Source organism: Streptomyces sp. YGL11-2 (genome assembly GCF_050054615.1).
In the GTDB taxonomy this organism is placed as follows: Bacteria; Actinomycetota; Actinomycetes; order Streptomycetales; family Streptomycetaceae; genus Streptomyces.
Genome location: NZ_JBNHIN010000052.1, coordinates 22,246 through 43,268, shown reverse-complemented (window position 1 = coordinate 43,268; position 21,023 = coordinate 22,246). Strand labels below are relative to the sequence as shown.

17 protein-coding genes and 1 pseudogene are annotated in these 21,023 nt (G+C 73.3%); 7 read left to right on the top strand and 11 right to left on the bottom strand.

Annotated features, from left to right (window positions below):
- Positions 1-160 precede the first annotated feature (160 nt).
- Both dmpI and ACO1BR_RS36050 read right to left on the bottom strand, forming a co-directional pair.
- The gene (gene dmpI, locus ACO1BR_RS36055; protein ID WP_426799332.1) at positions 161-436 is read right to left on the bottom strand and encodes a 4-oxalocrotonate tautomerase DmpI; all 276 of its coding nucleotides are present in this window, start codon (positions 434-436) and stop codon (positions 161-163) included.
- A 45-nt stretch (positions 437-481) separates the two neighbouring features.
- A pseudogene (locus ACO1BR_RS36050) lies at positions 482-1,514 on the bottom strand (LysR substrate-binding domain-containing protein).
- Between ACO1BR_RS36050 and ACO1BR_RS36045 the strand changes: the two are divergent.
- Positions 1,464-2,174 carry a GNAT family N-acetyltransferase gene (locus ACO1BR_RS36045; RefSeq protein ID WP_426799331.1) on the top strand — a complete coding sequence of 237 codons (711 nt, stop codon included), beginning with the start codon at positions 1,464-1,466 and terminating at the stop codon, positions 2,172-2,174. The pseudogene ACO1BR_RS36050 and the gene ACO1BR_RS36045 sit on opposite strands and share 51 nt — an antisense overlap.
- Before the next feature lie 572 nt (positions 2,175-2,746).
- On the opposite strand, the gene ACO1BR_RS36040 is transcribed toward ACO1BR_RS36045, so the two are convergent.
- On the bottom strand, positions 2,747-3,727 hold the full coding sequence (locus ACO1BR_RS36040) for a transcriptional regulator (protein ID WP_426799330.1): 981 nt from the start codon (positions 3,725-3,727) through the stop codon (positions 2,747-2,749).
- Between the two features lie 91 nt (positions 3,728-3,818).
- Between ACO1BR_RS36040 and ACO1BR_RS36035 the strand changes: the two genes are divergently transcribed.
- Complete coding sequence (locus tag ACO1BR_RS36035) at positions 3,819-5,069, top strand: MFS transporter (protein ID WP_426799329.1); 1,251 nt, start codon at positions 3,819-3,821, stop codon at positions 5,067-5,069.
- Positions 5,070-5,135: 66 nt separating this feature from the next.
- Here the strand turns inward: ACO1BR_RS36035 and ACO1BR_RS36030 are convergent, their stop codons facing one another.
- The 6 genes from ACO1BR_RS36030 to ACO1BR_RS36005 form a co-directional block, all read right to left on the bottom strand.
- The gene (locus ACO1BR_RS36030; RefSeq protein ID WP_426799328.1) at positions 5,136-5,591 is read right to left on the bottom strand and encodes a cation transporting ATPase C-terminal domain-containing protein; all 456 of its coding nucleotides are present in this window, start codon (positions 5,589-5,591) and stop codon (positions 5,136-5,138) included.
- 261 nt (positions 5,592-5,852) lie between these two features.
- Complete coding sequence (locus ACO1BR_RS36025) at positions 5,853-7,046, bottom strand: XdhC family protein (RefSeq protein WP_426799327.1); 1,194 nt, start codon at positions 7,044-7,046, stop codon at positions 5,853-5,855.
- A 34-nt stretch (positions 7,047-7,080) separates the two neighbouring features.
- Positions 7,081-8,541: an NCS2 family permease gene (locus ACO1BR_RS36020; RefSeq protein WP_426799326.1), complete on the bottom strand. Its 1,461-nt coding sequence runs from the start codon at positions 8,539-8,541 to the stop codon at positions 7,081-7,083.
- Between the two features lie 255 nt (positions 8,542-8,796).
- Entirely contained in the window at positions 8,797-11,184 is a 2,388-nt protein-coding gene (locus ACO1BR_RS36015) for a xanthine dehydrogenase family protein molybdopterin-binding subunit (protein WP_426799325.1), read from the bottom strand.
- A 2-nt stretch (positions 11,185-11,186) separates the two neighbouring features.
- A complete protein-coding gene (locus tag ACO1BR_RS36010; RefSeq protein WP_159507433.1) occupies positions 11,187-11,786 on the bottom strand; it encodes a (2Fe-2S)-binding protein in 600 nt (199 codons plus the stop codon).
- Positions 11,777-12,664, bottom strand: a complete 888-nt coding sequence (locus ACO1BR_RS36005; protein WP_426799324.1) for an FAD binding domain-containing protein — start codon at positions 12,662-12,664, stop codon at positions 11,777-11,779. Before ACO1BR_RS36005 ends, ACO1BR_RS36010 begins: the two co-directional genes overlap by 10 nt.
- 272 nt (positions 12,665-12,936) lie before the next feature.
- Between ACO1BR_RS36005 and ACO1BR_RS36000 the strand changes: the two genes are divergently transcribed.
- From ACO1BR_RS36000 to ACO1BR_RS35990, 3 genes are all read left to right on the top strand, one after another.
- Positions 12,937-14,604, top strand: a complete 1,668-nt coding sequence (locus tag ACO1BR_RS36000) for a PucR family transcriptional regulator (protein ID WP_426799323.1) — start codon at positions 12,937-12,939, stop codon at positions 14,602-14,604.
- A 333-nt stretch (positions 14,605-14,937) separates the two neighbouring features.
- Entirely contained in the window at positions 14,938-15,795 is an 858-nt protein-coding gene (locus ACO1BR_RS35995; RefSeq protein ID WP_426799322.1) for a hypothetical protein, read from the top strand.
- Positions 15,796-16,275: 480 nt separating this feature from the next.
- On the top strand, positions 16,276-17,154 hold the full coding sequence (locus ACO1BR_RS35990; protein WP_426799321.1) for a hypothetical protein: 879 nt from the start codon (positions 16,276-16,278) through the stop codon (positions 17,152-17,154).
- A gap of 167 nt (positions 17,155-17,321) precedes the next feature.
- Here ACO1BR_RS35990 and ACO1BR_RS35985 read toward each other — a convergent pair whose 3' ends face one another.
- Positions 17,322-18,068 (bottom strand): GntR family transcriptional regulator, encoded by a 747-nt coding sequence (locus ACO1BR_RS35985; protein ID WP_426799320.1) that lies wholly within the window; start codon positions 18,066-18,068, stop codon positions 17,322-17,324.
- A gap of 131 nt (positions 18,069-18,199) precedes the next feature.
- Here ACO1BR_RS35985 and ACO1BR_RS35980 point away from each other — a divergent pair, with 131 nt between their 5' ends.
- On the top strand, positions 18,200-19,039 hold the full coding sequence (locus ACO1BR_RS35980) for a (2Fe-2S)-binding protein (protein WP_426799319.1): 840 nt from the start codon (positions 18,200-18,202) through the stop codon (positions 19,037-19,039).
- Positions 19,040-19,244: 205 nt separating this feature from the next.
- Positions 19,245-20,375, top strand: a complete 1,131-nt coding sequence (locus ACO1BR_RS35975; protein ID WP_426799318.1) for a DUF2637 domain-containing protein — start codon at positions 19,245-19,247, stop codon at positions 20,373-20,375.
- 40 nt (positions 20,376-20,415) lie between these two features.
- On the opposite strand, the gene ACO1BR_RS35970 is transcribed toward ACO1BR_RS35975, so the two are convergent.
- On the bottom strand, positions 20,416-20,802 hold the full coding sequence (locus ACO1BR_RS35970) for an ATP-binding protein (protein ID WP_426799317.1): 387 nt from the start codon (positions 20,800-20,802) through the stop codon (positions 20,416-20,418).
- Between the last annotated feature and the right edge of the window lie 221 nt (positions 20,803-21,023).

Below are 21,023 nucleotides of genomic sequence, written 5' to 3'. Positions count from 1 at the left end.
CGGTCCCACCACCCCCTGATGGGGGGAAGGGGAAGCGGAGGTGTCGGCGCGCGGTGCGAGTCGGGGGGAGAGAGTTTCCGTCGACGTGGCGGCGGCGCCGTCGCGGCCGTTGGGGGACGGGGGCGTCGGCCCGTCCCCCCGCGCGGCGACCGCCTGCGGGCTACTTGTCCGCGGTGAGCTTCCCGGCCGCGCCCCAGCTGTCGGCCGGGAACTCCTGGATCCAGACCTGCACGGTCTCGGCGGGAATCCGGTACGCGTCCACGAACGCGTCGGTGATCTGCCTGACCAGCTCCCGCTTCAGCTCGACGCTGCGGGGACCCTGCTGAACGGTGACGACGGGCATGTCCGTACTCCTCGACTCGGTGGCGAGCGGCGGCCGTTGGGATCTCCGACCGCCCCGGGTTCCGGGTGGCTCGCCGGGGTGACCCCAGTCCATCGCGAACGGGTACGGTGACCAAGAAGCTGATCGCGCACGCAGCGATCACGAATCGAGATCGTCGGCGGCGGTGCGGGTCGCGCAGGCCCGCAGCAGCGCTTCGAGCCCGGCGGGCGGGTCGGCGCGGCGGACCGCGAGATACGTGGTCAGCTCCATCCCCGGGTTGCGGAACGGGAGATACGCCACCCGCGGCGTGCTCAGCCGGCGGGCGTGGGCCTCGTAGACGACCGTCCACATCGCCTCGGCGGACCCGCGGGCGCCGATCGCGGTCAGGGTGTCGTCCAGCGAGCCGTACCTGGGGCCCGGTACCGGTGCGAAGCCGGCGGCGTGGCAGGCGGTGACGACCAGGTCGACCAGCGCTCGGTTGTTCCGGCGGTCGGTCAGCACCAGCGGTACGTCCGCCAGGTCGGCGAGCGCGATGGTGCCCGNCGGCGGCGTGGCAGGCGGTGACGACCAGGTCGACCAGCGCTCGGTTGTTCCGGCGGTCGGTCAGCACCAGCGGTACGTCCGCCAGGTCGGCGAGCGCGATGGTGCCCGGCGAGGCGGCCAGCGGATGCCGGGCCGGGACGACGGCGACCAGCGGGTCCTGCCAGAGCGGCACGTAACGCAGCCCGTCCCGGCCGGCGTCGGCCGCCTCGCCGCGGAGGAACGCCGCGTCCAGCTCGCCCGCGGCGACCTGGTCGAGCCGCTCCCGGGTCCGTCCCGCGACCAGCTCCACACCGATCTCCGGCGCGCTGCCGGCGAGGGCGTCGAGCACCCGGTCGAGATGGGCGCCCAGGCCCGTACTCGTCCCCAGGCGGAGCGTGGTGGCGCGGGCCGCGGCCAGTTCGGCGACGACGGCGCGGGCGCGCTCCTCGGCGGCGAGCAGCGCCCGCGCCTCCGGGAGGAACCGCTCGCCGGCGGCGGTGAGCCGCACCTGGCGCGCCGACCGGTCGAACAGCTCGGTCCGCAGCTCCCGTTCGAGCCGCCGGACCTGCTGGCTCACCGCCGACTGCACGATGTGCAGCCGTTCCGCGGCCCGCCCGAAATGCAGCTCCTGCGCGACCATGACGAAGTACCGCACCTGCCGCAGCTCCACACCCACCCCTCCCCGCCCTCTCGGGCCCACCGGACCAACCGCGCCGGCCGCCGGTCAATTCCCTTGCCCGGCCGGCCGCGGCCCGGCCATCATGCCCGGATGATCGATACGACGGCACTCGCCGAGAAGCCGGTGCTGACCGGTGACCGGATCCGGCTGGTCCCGCTGTCGGAGCGGCACGCGACCGCCTTCCACGCCACGTTCCAGGACCCGGAGACCCGCCGGCTGACCGGCACCCACCAGGACTGGAGCCTTGCGGGGCTGCGCGCCTGGATCGCCGAGTGCGGCGCCCGCACGGACCGGCTGGACCTCGCCATCGAGGACCGGGAGACCGGCGGCTACCTGGGCGATCTCGCGCTCAGCCGGATCGACCCGGCGAACGCCCACGCCGGCTTCCGGATCGCCCTGGCCCCCTCCGCCACCGACCGCGGCATCGGCTCCGAGGCGATCCGGCTGCTGCTCGGCCACGCCTTCGAGCGGGTCGGCCTGCACCGCGTCCAGTTGGAGGTCTTCGCGTACAACGACCGCGCCCGGCGCGCCTACGAGCGCTGCGGCTTCGTGCTGGAGGGCCGGATGCGCGAGGCCCTGCACTGGGACGGTGCGTGGCACGACGTGCTGGTGATGGCGGCGCTGCGACCGGAGCGGGCCGGGGCTCGGTAGTTCTCTCCCCGCTCCCGTGAACGGCAGCCGCTCCGTCTCCGACGCGGCGTCCGGCCGGCGGACCGCGCCCGGTGTGTGCTCGGTGGCCAGCCCGGCCCGGACCAGCCGCCGCAACGGGCTGCCGTCGAGGGAGCGGGACGCCAACTCCCCTACGTCCAGGGAGACATCGGGCCGGTCGACGGAGGGCGTCCGGGCGGCACGTGCGGGCCGTCCGCGCCGCCGACCCCGGACCCGGCCCCGGACCCGCCGACCCCGACCCCGGACCAGGACCCGCCTACCCCGGCCGTGCATCGGCAGCGCCCCGCGTTCGCGGGGAGGGTGGCGTGAGCGCCCCGCATCGGCGGTGGGCGGCGCCGCGGAGACGAAGTCCGGTGCCGCGCGGGGGAGTTGCATACCGGGCACGGCGAGCGCGAGCCGGTGCGCGGCGCCATGCCGGCCGGCAGCTCACCGCCGTAGGAGAGGACGCCAACCCGCCTCATCGGGCGGCTCCTCCCGTTATCTGCGACCTGCCCGCGGCGGACGCCGCCGGGGGCGCGGGCCGCCTCACCGGGTTGCGGGCCGCCCGCCGGCCGTCAGGCGTCCCGCTCCCCCGCCAGCCGGTCCCCGTCCTCGGTGCGCCGGTAGACCACCCGTCGCCCCACCCGCGTCCCCACGACCATGCCGGCGTCGCGCAGCACGGACAGATGGCCGCCGATGGTGCCGAGGGACTGGCCGAGCCGGGCGGCGAATTCGGTGCTCGTGGCGGGGTGGGCGAGTTCGTGGAGAAGGGCGGCGCGGCCGGTGCCGACGAGGCGTGCCAGGGCGTGGCGGGAGCGGCCGGGGGTGAGCGCGGTGGCCGCGCCGCGGGCCGGATAGACCTGGGCGTAGTGGCTCGGCGGGCCCTGGCAGAGCCAGGTGCCGGTGGACAGGCTGACCGGGACGAAGAGCATGCCGTCGTCGCCGATGACGCGCTCGGCGCCGGGGCGGTTGCTGAAGCGGATGGCGTCGGCGCCGACCCAGGTGCTGTGCCGGCTCATCTGCTCCAGGGCGCGGGGCCAGCCGTAGGCGGCCAGGAGCCCGGCCCGGTAGGCGACATCGCGTTCGAGGAGGGCGCGGCGGCGGGGCCAGTCGGGGGCGATGTGGGCGGTCCAGAGGGCGTCGAGGAGGGCGGCGGTGCGGGGGCCCCAGTCGCGTCCGGTGAGCCAGTCCAGGTCGTGGTGGCGCCAGCTGTGGGTGAGCGAAGGCGCCAGCTCGGCGCGGAAGGCGTCGTCCGATACGGCGCGCAGGGCGGCGAGTTCGCGGGTGAGGGCGGTGCGCATACCGTCCGGCGGCGGGACCGCGACGAAGCCGGGCAGCCACTTGGTGGAGCTGATCAGCCCGATCAGGCCCCTGGCGAAGGGGTCGGCGTCGAGGGCGGCGGTGAAGTCGGGGAGGTGGTGGGCGCGCCAGGACGCGAACCAGGGGTCGGGGTGGGGCCGGGCGAGGGCGATCGCCGTGCCCACCGTCTCGGCGAGGGGGGAGAGCGCGAAGCGGGAGCGGGAGAGGGCGAGCGGGCTCAGCCGGAGCGTGGTCATCGCGGCCTCCCCCTCGGGGCACGGTGTCGGCGTTCTTTCGCCTGGTGCCGAAAGCATAGTGATCCGGTGCGGGGCCCACAGACTCCGTCGGGTGCCTTCCTCCCTTCTCTCCGTTGCGGACTTCCGCTGGTTCCTGGCCGGGCAGACGGTCTCGTTGCTGGGCAGTGCGATGGCCCCGGTCGCCCTGACGTTCGCGGTGCTGGACGCCTCGTCCGGCAGCGCCGGCGATCTCGGCGTGGTGCTCGCCGCCCGTATGGTGCCGCTGCTGGCGTTCCTGCTGGTGGGCGGCGCGACGGCGGACCGGTGCGGGCGCCGTACGGTGCTGGTGGCCGCCAATCTGGGGGCGGCGCTCACCCAGGGGGCGGTCGCCGGGCTGCTGCTGACCGGGCACTACGCGCTGCTGCCGGTGGCCGGGCTGGAGGTCCTGAACGGTGTGCTGGCCGCGTTCACCGCACCGGCGCTGCGCGGTGTCGTACCGGAACTCGTCGGCGCGGCGCGGCTGCGGTCGGCCAACGCGCTGCTGGGGTCGGTGCGGAACGCGGCCAAGGTGCTCGGGCCGGGGCTGTCGGGCGGGTGCGTGGTGGTGGTCGGCGGCGGGCCGGCGATCGCCTTCGACGCGCTGACGTATCTGGTGGCGGCCGGGTGCCTGGCCCGGGTGTCCCCCGGCGGCGGGGCGCCGGGCCGGCCCCGGTCCTCCGTGGCGGCCGATGTGCGGGACGGGTGGCGGGAGTTCCGGCGTATCCGGTGGGTGTGGCTGGGGACGCTGTCGTTCTTCGTCGTCAACCTGGTGCAGACCGGGACCTGGCAGATCCTGGGGCCCGCGCTGACACGGCAGACCGGCGGTGCGGCGGCCTGGGGTGTGGTGCTGAGCGTGCGGGGCGCCGGGCTGCTGGTGGCGGGGGCGGTGCTGTACCGGCTCGCGGTCCGGCGGCTGCTGGGGCTGGGGCAGCTGACGAGTGCGCTGGGCGCGCTGCCGCTGCTGGTGCTGGGGGCGCGGCTGGGCCCCTCCTGGCTGGTGGCCGGTGCGTTCGTATCCGGGCTCGGGGTCGCGGTGACGGGTGTCGCCTGGGACACCTCGCTCCAGGAGCACGTCCCCCGGCACGCGCTGTCCCGGGTCGCGTCGTACAACGATCTGCTGTCGTATGTCGCCATCCCCGTCGGGCAGTTGTGCGTGGCGCCACTCGCCCGCACGTACGGCGGCTTCCGGGTGGCCGCGGTGGCCGGGGCGGTCTCCGCGGTGGCGGCGGTGCTGCCGCTGGCCTCCGGTGCGGTGCGCCGGCTGCCGCACGGCCGGGCACGGGGCGGCGAGGCGGACGGCGCGCCCGCGGCCCCCGGCGCGTGAGGGCGGGAGCCGCGGGGCGGCCGCGATGCGGCCAGGCGGTGCGGTCGGGGCGCTGCGGTCAGGGCGTCACAGCCACTCGCCGAACCGCCGGATGTACCAGCTCTTCACCCCCTGCGTCAGCAGGCAGTACGCCGCCAACGTCCCGGCCAGCCACGGGAAGTAGCTCATCGGCAGTGCCTGCGTGCCGAGCACACCGGCCAGCGGCGAGAACGGCAGCCACAGGCCGACCGCCATGACCAGCACGGTCATCAGCAGGACGGGGAAGGTGGCACGGGACTGGAGGAACGGGATCCGGCGGGTGCGGAGCATGTGGACGACCAGGGTCTGGGTGAGCAGGCCCTCGACGAACCAGCCGGACTGGAACAGCGCCTGGTGCAGCTCGCTGTCGGCCCCGAAGACATGCCACATCAGCAGGAACGTGGTGATGTCGAAGACCGAGCTGGTCGGGCCGAGGACCAGCATGAAGCGGCCGATGCCCCGGGCGTCCCAGGTGCGCGGGGTGCGGAGGTAGTCCCTGTCCATCCGGTCCCAGGGCGTGGCCGGTTGGGAGATGTCTTGACTTCCGCTCCTCCTGAAGCTCACGGTGGCTTTCGCGGTCGATTTCGCACCGGTACCGAGCGCCCCCGACGAAAAGGCGACGGCACGGGCGCGCCCCCCGAAGGGATATCGCGCCCGTGCCGTAACGGCCCACAGGCCCGGCCGCGGAGCCGGTGGCGTCAGGTGCGCCGGTCCCGCGGATTGCGCCGGCCCCGAGTCCCGCCGGACTCCGGGCCGCCCAGGTCCTCAGGCCACCGACCCGATCCGCCCCACCGGCCGGGCCGTGTCGTGGTGGATGGGGGTGTGCGCACCGGTCAGCGGAGCGCCGGTGCCGCCGCGGCGGTTGGCGACGATCTCGGCGGCGATGGACAGTGCGGTCTCCTCGGGCGTCCGCGCGCCGAGGTCCAGCCCTATCGGCGAGCGGAGCCGGTTGAGCTCGATCTCGGTGAGGCCGACGTCGCGCAGCCGCTGCTGGCGGTCGAGGTGGGTGCGGCGCGAGCCCATGGCGCCGACGTAGGCGACCGGGAGCTTGAGCGCCCGTTCCAGCAGCGGGACGTCGAACTTGGCGTCGTGGGTGAGGACGCACAGCACGGCGCGGGAGTCGAGGTGTTGGGAGTCGAGGTAGCGGTGCGGCCAGTCGACGACGATCTCGTCCGCGTCCGGGAAGCGGGTCCGGGTCGCGAAGACGGGGCGGGCGTCGCAGACGGTGACGTGGTAGTTGAGGAACTTGCCGACCCGGACCAGCGCGGACGCGAAGTCGATGGCGCCGAAGACGATCATCCGGGGCGCGGGGACGGAGGATTCGACGAGGAGGACGACCGGCGTCCCGCACCGCGAACCCTCCACCCCGATCTCCAGGGTCGTGGTGCGCCCGGCGTCCAGCAGGGCGCGGGCCTCCTCGGCCGCGGTGCGGTCGAGGGCGGGGTGTCCGCCGAGGGTGCCGGTGTGGCTGCCGTCGGGACGGACGAGGAGGGCGTTGCCGACCAGTTCGGCCGGGCCCTCGACGACCCGCGCGACCGCCGCCGCGTCCCCTGATGCGGCGGCGGCCAGCGCGGCGGCGAGCGTGGTGGCGGTGCTGTCCACCCCGTGCCCCCCGGAGCCGCTGTCCGCAGCGGTTCCGGGGGCGCTCGCCTGTACCGGAGTGATGAGGATGTCGATGATGCCGCCGCAGGTCAGGCCCACGGCGAAGGCGTCCTCATCGCTGTAGCCGAAGCGCTCCAGGACCGGTTCGCCGGTCCGAAGTGCCTCCTGGCACAGCTCGTAGACCGCTCCCTCCACGCACCCGCCGGAGACCGACCCGATCGCCGTGCCGTCGCTGTCGACGGCGAGGGCGGCTCCGGGCTGGCGGGGCGCGCTGCCGTTGGTGGCCACCACGGTGGCCACGGCGAAGGCGCGTCCCTGCTCGACCCACCGGTTCAACTCTTCGGCGATGTCCAGCATGTCGGTCTCCTAACGGATGGGGAGCAGGCGGGCGTTACTTGATGCCCAGCCACTGCTCGATCGGATGGAGCGAGAAGTAGACGAGGAAGATGCCGGTCAGCACCCACATGAAACCGCCGATCTCACGCCACTTGCCCTGGGCCGCCTTGATGGCGGTGTAGGCGATGACGCCGGCACCGACACCGGTGGTGATCTGGTAAGTGAACGGCATCAGGGCGACGGTCAGGAAGACCGGCACGGACACCGCGCGGTCCTTCCAGTCCACATGGCCGGCGACGCTCATCATCATCGAGCCGATGACGACGAGAGCGGCGGCGGCCACCTGGGCCGGCACGAGCTGGGTGACCGGGGTGAAGAACAGGCAGGCCGCGAAGAGCAGACCGGTGACGACGGACGAGAGCCCCGTACGGGCACCCTCGCCGACGCCGCTGGCCGACTCGATGAACACGGTCTGGCCGGAGCTGCCGGTGAGACCGCCGATGGCACCGCCGGCGCCGTCCACGAACAGCGCCTTGGACAGGCCCGGCATCCGGCCCTTGTCGTCGGCCAGCTTGGCCTCCGTGCCGACGCCGATGATGGTGGCCATGGCGTCGAAGAAGCCGGCCAGCACCAGGGTGAAGACGATCATGCCGACGCTGAGGGCGCCGATGGAACCCCAGCCGCCGAACTGCACATGGCCGAAGAGCCCGAAGTCCGGCATCGACACCGCGCTGCCGTTCAGCGCCGGAGGCGTACCGCCCCAGTCCTTGGCGGTCAGGCCGCCGAGCTTGGTGGCGGCGATGGAGAACACCGAGCCGACGACGATGCCGATGAGGATGGCGCCGGGGACCTTGCGGGCCTGCAGCATGAAGATCAGCAGCAGGGTGAGGCAGAAGAACAGGACGGGCCAGCCGGAGAGGTTTCCGGTGGTGCCGAGGGTGACCGGGGTGCCGATGCCCTTGCCGACGAACCCTGCCTTCACCAGGCCGATCAGGGCGACGAACATGCCGATGCCCATGGTGATCGCGTGCTTGAGGGCGAGCGGGATGGCGTTCATCACCATCTCCCGCAGGCCGGTGACGACCAGCAGGCAGATGACGACGCCGTACATCACGCACATGCCCATGGCCTGCGGCCAGGTCATGTTGGGGACGACCTGGGTGGTCAGGGCCGCGGAGACGTTCAGGCCCGCCGCGAGTGCCAGCGGGACCTTGCCGATGAAGCCCATCAGCAGGGTGCATATCGCGGCGCCGAGCGCGGTGGCGGTGACCAGGCCGGCGTGCGGGAGGGTGTTCTTGTGGACGTCCTGGACCGAGCCCAGAATGACCGGGTTGAGAAGCAGGATGTAACACATCGCCATGAAGGTGGTGATGCCGCCGCGCGTTTCCCGCGCGAGGGACGACCCTCTGTCGGAGATGTGGAAGTACCGGTCGAGCCAGGACCGGCCGGCGGGCTGACGCGAGCCCTCGCCCGCGTCTTCCGCCGTGGTCAACGGCTCAGTGGACTGCTGGGTCATGGTGCCTTACTCCCAAGGTTCACAGGGGCACTCGCATCGGTGACACGAGATTTGGGATGGATATTCGGCTGCACGACCCGGGGGACGGCCCGAGACGAACGGGGTGCTGCCGGCCCCTTGCTGGAGCAGGTCAGCTACTGCGTGGTGCGGGGAGATCTCCGGACGGTGCGCTGAGGAGGACGGACAGGGACACCCCTGAAACGCACCGCCCGGAGGCGTGGGGACCTGGGGAGGGTGGCCCCAGGCGTGATGCGGTTAGGTGCCGGTGAGGTGCTCGGGGCGTACCGGCGTCTTGTTGAGCTCCAGCCCGGTCGCGTTCCGGATCGCCGCGAGGACGGCCGGGGTTGACGACAGGGTGGGAGCCTCGCCGATGCCGCGCAGCCCGTAGGGGGCGTGCTCGTCGGCGAGTTCGAGCACGTCGACCGGGATGGACGGCGTGTCGAGAATCGTGGGGATGAGGTAGTCCGTGAAGGAGGGGTTGCGCACCTTCGCGGTCTTGGGGTCGACGATGATCTCCTCCATGACCGCCACGCCCAGGCCCTGGGTGGTACCACCCTGGATCTGGCCGACGACGGACAGCGGGTTGAGCGCCTTGCCGACGTCCTGTGCCACCGCCAGCTCGATGACCTTGACCAGGCCGAGCTCGGTGTCCACCTCCACGACCGCGCGGTGGGCCGCGAAGGAGTACTGGACGTGACCGTTGCCCTGGCCGGTGACCAGGTCGAACGCCTCGGTGGGCCGGTGCCGGAACTCCAGCTCCAGGTCGATCGCCTCGCCCTCCAGGACGTCGACGATGTCGGCCAGCACCTCACCGCCGTCGGTGACGACCTTGCCGCCCTCCAGCAGCAGTTCGGCGGTGGCCCACGCGGGGTGGTAGGTGCCGAACTTGGCGCGGCCCAGTTGCAGGACCTTCTCGCGCACCGCCTCGCAGGTGTTCTTCACCGCGCCGCCGGTCATGTACGTCTGCCGGGAGGCGGAGGTGGAGCCGGCGGAGCCGACCTGGGTGTCGGCGGGGTGGATGGTGACCTGCTCGACGCCGAGTTCGGTGCGGGCGATCTGTGCGTGGACGGTGACGCCGCCCTGGCCGACCTCCGCCATCGCGGTGTGCACGGTGGCGACCGGCTCACCGGCCAGCACCTCCATGCGGACCCGGGCGGTGGAGTAGTCGTCGAAGCCCTCGGAGAAGCCGACGTTCTTGATGCCGACGGCGTAGCCGACACCGCGGACGACGCCCTCGCCGTGCGTGGTGTTGGACAGGCCGCCGGGCAGCGCCCGGACGTCGGCGCCCTCGCCGGCCGCCAGCCACTGCTGCTCCGGGGGAAGCGGCATCGCCTTGATGCGCCGGAGGAGTTCGGCGACCGGGGCCGGCGAGTCGACCGGCTGCCCGGTCGGCATGATGGTGCCCTGCTCCATGGCGTTGAGCTGCCGGAACTCGACCGGGTCCATGCCGAGCTTCGCGGCGAGCTTGTCCATCTGCGCCTCGTAGGCGAAGCACGCCTGGACCGCGCCGAAGCCGCGCATCGCGCCGCACGGCGGGTTGTTGGAGTAGAGCGCGATCGCCTCGATCTCGACGTCGTCGACGACGTACGGGCCGACCGCGAGCGACGAGGCGTTGCCGACGACCGCCGGGGAGGCGGAGGCGTAGGCGCCGCCGTCCAGGACGATCCGGCACTTCAGGTGGGTGAGCTTGCCGTCCTTGGTGGCGCCGTGCTCGTACCAGAGCTTCGCCGGGTGCCGGTGGACGTGCCCGAAGAAGGACTCGAACCGGTTGTAGACGATCTTGACGGGCTTGCCGGTGCGCAGTGCCAGGAGGCAGGCGTGGATCTGCATCGACAGGTCCTCGCGACCGCCGAACGCGCCGCCGACGCCGGAGAGCGTCATCCGCACCTTCTCCTCGGGCAGGCCGAGGACCGGGGCGATCTGGCGGAGGTCGGAGTGCAGCCACTGGGTGGCGACGTAGAGGTCGACACCGCCGTCCTCACCGGGCACCGCGAGGCCGGACTCCGGGCCGAGGAACGCCTGGTCCTGCATGCCGAAGACGTACTCGCCGGAGACGATGACGTCGGCCTTCTTCGCGGCCTCGGCGGCGTCGCCGCGGATGATCGGCTGCCGGTGGACGATGTTGGGGTGCGGTACGTGGCCGATGTGGTGGTCGTCGCGGCCCTCGTGGACCAGCGGCGCGCCCTCGGCGGTCGCCGACGCCTCGTCGGTGACCAGCGGCAGCTGCCGGTACTCGATCCTGATCTTGGCGGCGGCGCGGCGCGCGGTCTCCGGGTGGTCGGCGGCGACCAGCGCGACCGGCTCGCCGTGGTGCCGTACCTTGCCGTGCGCGAGAACCGGCGTGTCCTGGATCTCCAGGCCGTAGTTCTTCACGTCGGTGGGCAGGTCGTCGTAGGTGAGGACGGCGTAGACACCGGAGGTCGCCAGCGCCTCGGAGGTGTCGATGGAGACGATCTCGGCGTGCGCCTCGGTGGAGCGGAGCGTGAAGCCCCACAGCATGTCCTCGTGCCACATGTCCGAGGAGTACGCGAACTCACCGGTCACCTTGAGGGTGCCGTCCGGGCGGAGCGTGGAGGCGCCGATGCCGGCGTCGGTCTTGCCGCCCTGGGTGAGGTTGGTGGGTGTACGGGTGGCACCAGCCATGGTCAGGCCCCCTGTCCGGCGGTCCGGTTCTCACCGCGGGCGGCTGCCAGCCGGACCGCGTCGAGGATCTTCTCGTAGCCCGTGCAGCGGCACAGGTTGCCCGACAGCGCCTCGCGGATGTCGGCGTCCGACGGGGAGTCGTTGCGCTCCAGCAGCTCGTCGGCGGCGACCAGCAGGCCCGGGGTGCAGAAGCCGCACTGGACCGCGCCGGCGTCGATGAACGCCTGCTGGATGGGGGAGAGTTCGGTGTTCTCCCCGGTCTGCGAGTCGGCCGGCTTGGACTGCCACCGCTGGGCGGCGTCCAGGCTGGTGCCGCAGGCGCCGGAGGCGCAGCCGCCGTGCTCGGCGCGCTGCTTGGCGTAGTCGGCCAGGCCCTCGACGGTCACCACCTCGCGGCCCTCGACCTGGCCGGCCGCGACCAGGCAGGAGCACACCGGCACACCGTCCAGGCGGACCGTGCACGAGCCGCACTCACCCTGCTCGCAGGCGTTCTTGGAGCCCGGCAGGCCCATCCGCTCGCGGAGGACGTACAGCAGGCTCTCGCCTTCCCAGACGTCGTCGGCCTCCTGCTTGCGGCCGTTGACCGTGAAGTTCACGCGCACTGTGCGCTCCTCTCCTGTCCGCGGTAGGACTCCCAGGTCCAGCCGAGGGTGCGGCGCGCCATGATCCCCACGGCGTGCCGGCGGTACTTGGCGCTGCCGCGCACATCGTCGATCGGGTTGCAGGCGCCGGATGCCAGCTGGGCGAACTGCTTGGCGACGGACGGCGGGATGGGGTTGCCCGACTCCCAGAAGCCGCCCTCGTCCAGCGCCGCGGCGAGGAACTCCTCGGCTTCCTTGGCTCGTACGGGGGTGGGCGCCGCGGAGCCGATGCCGGTGCGGATCGTGCGGGTCTCGGGGTGCAGCGCGATGCCGAACGCGCACACCGCGATGACCATGGCGTTGCGGGTGCCGACCTTGGAGAACTGCTGCGGCCCGTCGGCCTTCGGCAGATGGACCGAGCGGATCAGCTCGTCGGGCGCCATCGCGTTGCGCTTGACGCCCACGTAGAACTCGTCGATCGGGATCATGCGGCGGCCGCGCACCGACTCGACCTCGACCTCGCAGCCGGAGGCGAGCAGCGCGGGGTGCGCGTCACCGGCCGGCGAGGCGGTGCCGAGGTTGCCGCCGACGCCGCCGCGGTTGCGGATCTGCGGGGAGGCGACGGTGTGCGACGCCAGGGCCAGGCCCGGGAGTTCGGCCCGCAGGTTCTCCATGATCCTGGTGTAGGGAACGGAGGCACCCAGGCGTACGGTCCTCTCGCCGACCTCCCACTCGCTCAGGTCACCGATACGGTTCAGGTCGAGCAGGTACTCGGGGCGGCGGTGGTCGAAGTTGATCTCGACCATCACGTCCGTGCCGCCCGCGATGGGCACAGCGGTAGGGTGCGCTGCCTTGGCGGCGAGCGCCTCCTCCCAGCTGGCGGGGCGAAGGAAGTCCATGGGTGGCCTCTTCTACGAATTTCTACGAAATCGGGTCGTTCGCTGCTCATGGTGAGGACGCCGGGTCCTCGTCGCCATCGAGCCGTTCATGTCTTGTTAACGCGGTTGGGCTTAGTGAACGCGCACTGCACCCACCCGGTGCAGTCACCGAAACCATGAAGCGGTTGGCTGGCCACGGTGCCCGTCTTGTAGATTCGAACGAAAGACGAGGATTCAAAACCTCGCGGCATTCCACCGGCAACACGAGACAGCAAAGAACGGCGGGCGAGGTCATGCGGCTCCGCGCACTCCTGGACACACATTCTCTGGGTCTCCGGCTCCTCGGGGGCGAGGAGGAGCTGGACCGCACCGTCCGTGGCGTGATGACCACCGACCTGCGGGATCCCAGCCGTTATCTCTCCGGCGGTGAGCTGGTGCTCACCGGTCTGGCCTGGCGCCGCGAACCGGAGGACTCCGAGCGGTTCGTCCGCATCCTGGCCGCCGCCGGGGTCGCCGGACTCGCGGCCGGCGAGGCCGAGCTGGGGGCGATCCCCGACGACCTCGTACAAGCCTGCCTCCGGCACCGCCTGCCGCTCTTCTCGGTCGACGAGGACGTCTCGTTCGCCTCCATCACCGAGCACGTCGTCCGGCAGGTCTCCAGCGAGCGGGCCGGCGACCTGGCCGCCGTCGTGGACCGGCACCGGCGCCTGATGACGTCCGGCCCCGCCGGCGGCGGCCCCGAGGTCGTCCTGGACCTGCTCGGCTCCGACCTCGACCTGCGGGCCTGGGTGCTCTCCCCCACCGGCCGCCAGATCGCCGGCTCGACACTCGCCGACTCCGGGCCCGAGCTGCCCGCGGAGCTGGGCGCCCGGCTCGCCGGCGAGCATCTGGCCGCCGCCCGTACCGGCCGCCGCGGCCCCCACCGGATCACGCTCGCCGGCGCCACCTACTCCCTCTTCCCGATCCGCTACGAGGGCCGTGACCTGCGCCAGACGCTGCTCAGCGACTGGCTGCTGGCCGTCGAGGCGGACGCCGGCGACTGGCCCGAGGAGCGTCTCGACCTGCTGCACGGCGTCACCCAGCTGATCGCCGTCGAACGCGACCGCCGCGACGCCGCCCGCACCGTCCGCCGCCGGCTCGCCCAGGAGGTCCTGGAACTGGTCCAGACCGGCGCGCCGCCCGCCGAGATCGCCGCCCGGCTCCGGGTGGCGGCGCCCGTGCTGCTCCCCGGGCTGGGCACCGCCCCGCACTGGCAGATCGTGGTCGCCCGGGTCGAATGGGAGGGCGGCGACGTGCCCGGCGGCCCGGTGGCCCAGAGTCTCCTGGAGGAGGTGCTGGTCGACCCCGGCACCTTCGGCCCCGAGCCCTCCGACCGGATCGCCGTCGCCCACACCGGCGACGAGGCGGTGGCCCTGGTCCCGCTGCCGGCCGTCCCGGACGACTCCGAGGACGGCACCTCGGCGGACGGCCTGCACGCCGACGCCCTGCTCGGTGTCGTCCAGGCCCCGCTCAGCCGCGGCCTGGACGGCGACGGCCGCCTCACCGTCGGCGTCAGCGCCTCCGTGCACTCCGCCGAGGGCCTGCGCGGCGCCCTGGAGGAGGCCCGGCACGCCCGCCGGGTCGCCGCCGCCCGCCCCGGCCGGGTCTGCGCCGCCGGCCATGAGGAGCTCGCCTCCCACGTCCTGCTGCTGCCCTTCGTCCCCGACGACGTCCGGCGCGCCTTCACCGCCCGCCTCCTGGACCCGCTGCGCGACTACGACCGCCGCCACCGCGCCGAGCTGATCCCCACCCTGGAGGCGTTCCTCGACTGCGACGGCTCCTGGACCCGCTGCGCCACCCGCCTCCACCTGCACGTCAACACGCTCCGCTACCGCGTGGGCCGCATCGAGCAGCTGACCGGCCGCGACCTCTCGCGCCTGGAGGACAAGCTGGACTTCTTCCTGGCCCTCCGGATGAGCTGACGGGCGAGGGCGGACCCCCGCCCGACCCGGCCCCGCACGAACGGCACACCGAACGTCCGGGCACGTCCCGTACCCGTCCGCCCCTATCCGCCATTCGAGGTACCACGATCGGGCGGCATCACATCAAGGGTCATCCCGCACCGGCGGGGTGCCGCATGCCAGGCCACGGCCGATCAGGCTCCCGGAAGCCGCCGCGGCGACCCCTCACCCGATTGTGAAATCATTCACCCACCCCCCTGGCCCGGCGCCGGAATTCGTGCTGAGATTCGCCCACTGCATCCGAATTTCCCGCTCAACGGCGCGCTCGGGGAGGGCAATGTGGCGGATACCGCCATGCCAGGATCCGCGGATTCAGCGGATTCCCTCAGGTCCGCGGATCCGGTACCGGCCCAGGTGCCAGGACCCGCATCCGCACCGGTGCTACCAGCAACATCCAGAACGGTCGAGGGGGAAGACCCCCTCGACCGCGCCGTTTGGCGGCTGCGCTCCCGCGGCTGCTGGCACGACGCGGCCGTACTCCTGGAACCACACGCCGCCCACCACGCCCCCGCCGCGCTACGCCGCGCCGCGCTCCTCGTCGAGCGCTGCATGTTCACGGCCGCCGGCTGGGCCGAGGCCGAGGACGCGCTGCGCGCCGCGGAGGCACTGGCCGGCGACGACGAGGAACGCGGCGACGCGGCCTGCGAACGCGGCCATCTCGCCTACACCGCAACGGTGTTGGGCGTCCGCGACCGCGCCGACGAAGCGCGTTCGGCGCTGGGCAGGGCCGCCGCGCTGCTCGCCCCGACGGCGGCCGGCCGGCCGCTGCTGGACTTCCGGCGCGGGCTGATGGCCGAACACGTCGCCGACAGCCCCGACGCGGCCCGCGCCGCCTACCGCCGCGCGCACGCCGGCGCCACCGCCCACGGCGACATCCTGCTGCTGTCCTTCACCTGGCGCCATCTGGCCGGACTCGCGCTGCGCGACGGGGAGTTGGCGGAGGCCCGGCACGGCTTCGCCGAGTCCCTGCGGATCCGCGAGGAACTGGGCTTCCTCGTCGGCACCGCGCCGGCCCTGGTCGCCCTGGCCGACGCCGCCCCGGACGACGAGGCCGCCCGCCTCCGCACCGAGGCCGCCCGCCTCTTCCGCCTCATGGGCGGCCTCCCCACCTGGCTCGCCGACCAACTCCCCCCGGACGCAACGGACTCGTAGCCCCACCGCCCGCACATCGGCCCCCGGTCCGGGCCCGACAGCGCGGACCGGGGGCACTCGTACAGCGCGACACCAGGCCGGGGGCAGGCGCATACGGCGCCATCCCACCCCCGGCCCCGGGCGCACGTACGCCCCCGCCCCTCCCTGACCCCCGGGCGTGCACAGCACCGCCCCCCGATCCGTACACCCGGGTGCCCACCCCCCGGCCCCGGCCGTACAGGCGGCCGCCCCGCCCCCGTCAACCCCCCGCGATCGGCCATGCCGCCGGTCACTCCGATTGGCTGGAAGCGTGCGGTGGCGGCGAGGGATCGGCCGGGCCACGATGGATGGTGCCGGTGCGCGGGCCGCGGACCGGACGGTAGCTCCGCGTCCCAGGGGCCCCGAGAATGGCCGCAAGTCGCACTGTGACGCGACGGCGCGGCCTGAATGCTGGTCCGGGACCAGCTCCCTATGGCAGATGCCTTTGCAGGAGGCCGAACCGTGGCACCAGGAGTGACCCCCACCACCGCTGGAACCGACTGGGGCAAGGCGGATTTCGAGGCGATCTACAACTGCCCTGATCCACGCCGGTACTTCACCACACTGCAACCCCTGGAGTACCAGATTCCGCACCACGGCCAGGCGGTGTTCCGCGCCGTCGCCGAAGCCCTGCAGCGGCGGCGCAGCGACCGGCCGCCACTGCGCGTCGTCGACCTGTGCTGCTCATACGGGGTCAACGCCGCGCTGCTCAACCACGACGTCACCCTCGACGATCTCTACCGGCACTACGCCGGCCCCGCCCGGCAGGCCCTGTCGAGCAGCCAACTCGCCTCCGACGACCGCAGGTTCTTCGCCACCCGCCGCCGCCCCGACGCGGCCCGGGTGACCGGCATCGACGCGGCGGACCGCGCGGTCGACTACGCCCGGTCGGTCGGCCTGATCGACCGCGGCTTCCCGGAGAACCTGGAGCGCGACGCGCCCAGCCCCGCACTGCGCAGCGCCCTCGACGGCACCGAACTGATCACCGTCACCGGCGGCGTCGGCTACATCACCGCGCGCACCTTCGCCCAGCTCTTCGACTGCCTCACCGCGCCGCCCTGGGTCGCCGCGTTCGTGCTGCGTGCGGTGTCCTACCAGCCGATCTCCGCGGTGCTGGACCGCGCCGGCCTGGTCACGGAGAAGGTCACCACCCGTACGTTCCGCCAGCGGCGGTTCACCGGCGACGACGAGCGGCGGGCGGCCTTCGACGCGCTGGCGGCGCGCGGGCTGTCCGTCACCGGCAAGGAGTCCGACGGCTTCTACCACGCCGACCTGTACGTCTCCCGGCCCGCCGCCGATGTCGCGGCGCTGCCGCTGGTGGAGTTGCTGCCCGCCCTCTGAGCCCGCGCCGTCGGACCGGCGGCGATACGCCGCCCGGTACGCCGCGGCCGGGGCCGCACAGCCGCCGCGCGCCGCGTCCCGGGACCCCGCGATCATCCCCCGGCGCGGACGGTTACCCACCGACCCCGGCGGCCCTTCCCTCCCGCCCCCTCCCCCGCCCCCGTTTCTCAGTGCAGGTGCCGCGCCGCCGACAGGTGCTCTCGGGCGATCCGTTCGGCGACCGCGTGCTCCTGGGCGATCAGGGCGTCGAGCAGGGCCGTGTGCTCGGAGGCGTCGGCCAGCAGATCGGCCGTACGGCGCCGGGTGCCGCCGGCCGGCCACTGGGTGCGGCGCAGCAGATCGCCGGTGACCTGGGTGAGCCGGCGGTTGCCGGTGAGGGCGATCAGGGCCTGGTGGAAGGCGTGGTCGGCGTCGGCGTAGCCGGCCCGGTCGCCGTGGGCGGCGGCGGTGACGCCGGCCTCCGCGAGCGGGCGCAGCTCCTCCCACCGCTCCGGCGGGATCGCCCTGGCCAGCCGGACGATCGCGGGTACCTCCAGCATGGTGCGGACCTCGGCGAGCTCCGCGAGGTCGCGGGGGCTGCGCTCGCAGACCCGGAAGCCACGGTTGGGGACGATCTCGACGGCCCCTTCCCCGGCGAGCTGCTGCATGGCCTCGCGCACCGGGGTCGCGGAGACGCCGTACCGCTCGGCGAGCACCGGCGCCGAGTAGACCTCGCCGGCGGCGAGCTCGCCCGCGGTCAGGGCCTGGCGCAGCGCCGCCAGGATCTGGCCGCGGACCGAGTGGCGCTGCGGCTGCTGGCGCGGCACGTGCGGGTCGGGCGCGGCCGGCCGGGCGCCGTGCGGCACGGCGGAGGCGGCCTGCGCGGGCAGCCGGGCCCCGGTGTGCGGCTGCTGTTCCGCTGTGCCCTGCTCCATGACGGTTCCTCCTGACGGTTGCCAGCACCATAAGCGGCCGAGGCGCCGGTTCACACCTCCGCGGGCGTGGGTAGGGATTTCGGATAAGGTAAGCCTTACCTGCCAACGCTCGCGATTCGGTGGTCTCCCGCATGACTTCTGCCGTCGCCGCCGTGCCCGCCCTCCACCCCGTCGAGGACGCGTACGCCCGGCTCACCGAGGTGTTCCCCGCACTGCGGGTGTCCCTGTGGGACGCGGCACCGCCGAACGGCGACGGATGGGTGGGCGCGGTCGGGCTGGCGGCGGGCGGTGCGGCGCTGGACTCCTTCCTCTCCTGGGACGACGCGCAGATCCTGCGGGATTACAGGCAGCGCGCCCGCCCCGACGTCGTCGCGAGCTTCGCGCTGCACCGCTACGCCTGGCCCGCCTGCCTGCTGATCACCGTCCCGTGGTTCCTGCACCGCCGGGTGCCGCGGCTGCCCCTTGAGGACGTCCGCTTCCAGCGGGCGATGGGCCGGATGGCGGTACGGGTCGGCTCGTTCGGGTGTCTTCCGGACGATCCTGCGGCGGGTCTGCCCGGCGCGCGCGTGGTGGCGGACGAAGAGGCCCTGCGCGCCGAGGTGCGGGCGGCGGTGGCCGAGCACCTGGGGCCCGTGCTCGACGGTTTCCGCACCCGGATGCGGCGCGGGCCGCGGGCGCTGTGGGGGATGGCGTCCGACGAGATCGTCGAGGGGCTCTGGTACGTCGGCCATCTCCTGGGCGAGGAGCGGCGTGCGGTGGCCGAGCTGGAACGGCTGCTGCCGGGCGGCACCGCGCCGTACGTGGGGAACGCGGCGTTCCGCGAGCTGACCGGGCCGGACGGCCAGGCGCTGCCGACACGGGACCGGGCGAGCTGCTGCATGTTCTACACGCTGCGCCCCGAGGACACCTGCGTCACCTGTCCGCGCACCGGCGACGCCGACCGCATCAAGCGCCTCACGGCAACCGCCTGACCCACCCCGCCACTCGAAGAGGTGGTGTGAATTCGTACGCAACTCACCCCACCTGAAAGGGAGTTCGACGCCATCGGCGTCCAACTGCCCACTCCGGCACCCCTTGGCATTCTCTTGTTCCGAAACCCCCTGGGAGCGGGACCACTTCCGACAGGATGGCGCGCGAATCCGCGCACGCGCGGCAACGTGAAGCAAGGGACCTGGAATGAAAATGACCGATATATCGCTAAATTGGCTGATTCCAGCCGTTCTGCTGCTGGCCGGTGCCATGGCGACCACCGTCGTCCTGCTGCGCGGGAAACGCGCCGGGGAAGGCGCCGGCGAAGACTCCTGGGAGCGCAGCGAGGAACGACGACGACGTAAGGAAGCCGTCTTCGCCTCGGCCTCCTATCTGCTGCTGTTCTGCTGCGCCGCGGTGGCCGCGGCGCTCTCCTTCCACGGACTGGTCGGCTTCGGCGTGCAGAACCTGGGCCTCACCGGCGGCTGGGAGTACCTGGTGCCGTTCGGGCTCGACGGCGCGGCGATGTTCTGCTCCGTACTGGCGGTGCGCGAGGCCAGCCACGGCGACGCGGCGCTCGGCTCCCGGATGCTGGTGTGGACGTTCGCGGGCGCCGCCGCCTGGTTCAACTGGGTGCACGCGCCGCGCGGCATGGACCACGCGGGCGCACCGCAGTTCTTCGCCGGGATGTCGCTCTCCGCCGCGGTCCTCTTCGACCGGGCGCTGAAGCAGACCCGCCGGGCGGCGCTGCGCGAGCAGGGCCTGGTGCCCCGCCCGCTCCCGCAGATCCGGATCGTGCGCTGGCTGCGGGCCCCGCGGGAGACCTTCGCGGCCTGGTCGCTGATGCTGCTGGAGGGCGTACGGACGCTGGACGAGGCGGTCGAGGAAGTCCGCGAGGACAAACGGGAGAAGGAGCTGAACCGGCTCCGCAGGCGCGAGCAGGGCAAGCTCGACCGGGCCCGCATCAAGGCGCTCAACCGGCAGCACCGCTCCTGGGGCATCGGCCGCGCCGGCCAGCGCCCGCTGGCGGTGACCGCGGGGCCGCAGACCGCGGCGCAGGTGACCGGGAAGGCCGTCGCGGAGACCGGGCGGGAGACGGCGGGCGCGCATGCCGGCCCGGAATCCGCCATAGTCGACGACCCCATGACACTGCTGCCAGGAGAACCGCCAAAGCGCTCCCGCCGGGCCCTCAAGGCCGTCACCGGCGCTGACGCCACCGATACCGTGTCCGGACGGCGGATGACCGTCGATCTCACCGCCGAGGACGACACCCAGGCGCTGCCGCGACTGGACTCGTTGGAAGAGAAACTCGCCGAGATCGAACGGCAATTCGGGTGAGGGGTGGCGGACCGCGCCGACCGTCACCCCCGGCTCCGCGTCAGGCCGGTCCGCCGCCCAACTCGAACCACACGCACTTGCCGATGCCCTCGGACCGGATGCCCCACGCGTCCGCTAAGGAACGCACCAGCATCAGCCCACGACCTGACGTCCCGTCAGCCGTGGCCGCCCGCGGCTCCGGACGTCCCGCGGCGAAGTCCCGTACCTCCACCCGTAACCGGTCGGTGATCCGGGCCGTCACCACCGCCCCGCCGTCGGCGTGCACCAGGGCGTTGGTGACCAGCTCACTGACCAGCAGCGTGGCGACGTCCGCGTCCGCCGCCTCCCTGCCGTCCGGCAGCGCCCACCGCCTCAGCAGCTGACGCAGCTCCCTGCGCACCTCGCCGACGGCCTTCAGATCGGCCTGCCGCACCTTCCGTTCCAGCATCCCCGGCGCCCGGGTCGCGACCGCTCCGCCCCCGTTCCTCCCCGCCGCGTCCTGTCGTCTGTCCCGATCCTCGCGCCGCACAGGCTGACGCATGCTCTCCCCCGCCCCCAACGAACCCTCGGCGCTCTGCCTCGAACAGCCTCACGGTCAGCATTCCCACCCGGCCCGGCGCCATGCTTCCGCTTGCCGACCGCGAGCGCCGCCGCGTCCGGGCCGCCCCG

Coding starts and splice junctions, on each gene's coding strand:
- dmpI (WP_426799332.1), bottom strand. CDS start 436: ATGGACTGGGGTCACCCCGGCGAGCCACCCGGAACCCGGGGCGGTCGG.
- ACO1BR_RS36045 (WP_426799331.1), top strand. CDS start 1,464: ATGCAGCTCCTGCGCGACCATGACGAAGTACCGCACCTGCCGCAGCTC.
- ACO1BR_RS36040 (WP_426799330.1), bottom strand. CDS start 3,727: ATGACCACGCTCCGGCTGAGCCCGCTCGCCCTCTCCCGCTCCCGCTTC.
- ACO1BR_RS36030 (WP_426799328.1), bottom strand. CDS start 5,591: ATGGACAGGGACTACCTCCGCACCCCGCGCACCTGGGACGCCCGGGGC.
- ACO1BR_RS36025 (WP_426799327.1), bottom strand. CDS start 7,046: ATGCTGGACATCGCCGAAGAGTTGAACCGGTGGGTCGAGCAGGGACGC.
- ACO1BR_RS36020 (WP_426799326.1), bottom strand. CDS start 8,541: ATGACCCAGCAGTCCACTGAGCCGTTGACCACGGCGGAAGACGCGGGC.
- ACO1BR_RS36015 (WP_426799325.1), bottom strand. CDS start 11,184: ATGGCTGGTGCCACCCGTACACCCACCAACCTCACCCAGGGCGGCAAG.
- ACO1BR_RS36005 (WP_426799324.1), bottom strand. CDS start 12,664: ATGGACTTCCTTCGCCCCGCCAGCTGGGAGGAGGCGCTCGCCGCCAAG.
- ACO1BR_RS36000 (WP_426799323.1), top strand. CDS start 12,937: ATGCGGCTCCGCGCACTCCTGGACACACATTCTCTGGGTCTCCGGCTC.
- ACO1BR_RS35995 (WP_426799322.1), top strand. CDS start 14,938: ATGCCAGGATCCGCGGATTCAGCGGATTCCCTCAGGTCCGCGGATCCG.
- ACO1BR_RS35985 (WP_426799320.1), bottom strand. CDS start 18,068: ATGGAGCAGGGCACAGCGGAACAGCAGCCGCACACCGGGGCCCGGCTG.
- ACO1BR_RS35980 (WP_426799319.1), top strand. CDS start 18,200: ATGACTTCTGCCGTCGCCGCCGTGCCCGCCCTCCACCCCGTCGAGGAC.
- ACO1BR_RS35975 (WP_426799318.1), top strand. CDS start 19,245: ATGAAAATGACCGATATATCGCTAAATTGGCTGATTCCAGCCGTTCTG.
- ACO1BR_RS35970 (WP_426799317.1), bottom strand. CDS start 20,802: ATGCTGGAACGGAAGGTGCGGCAGGCCGATCTGAAGGCCGTCGGCGAG.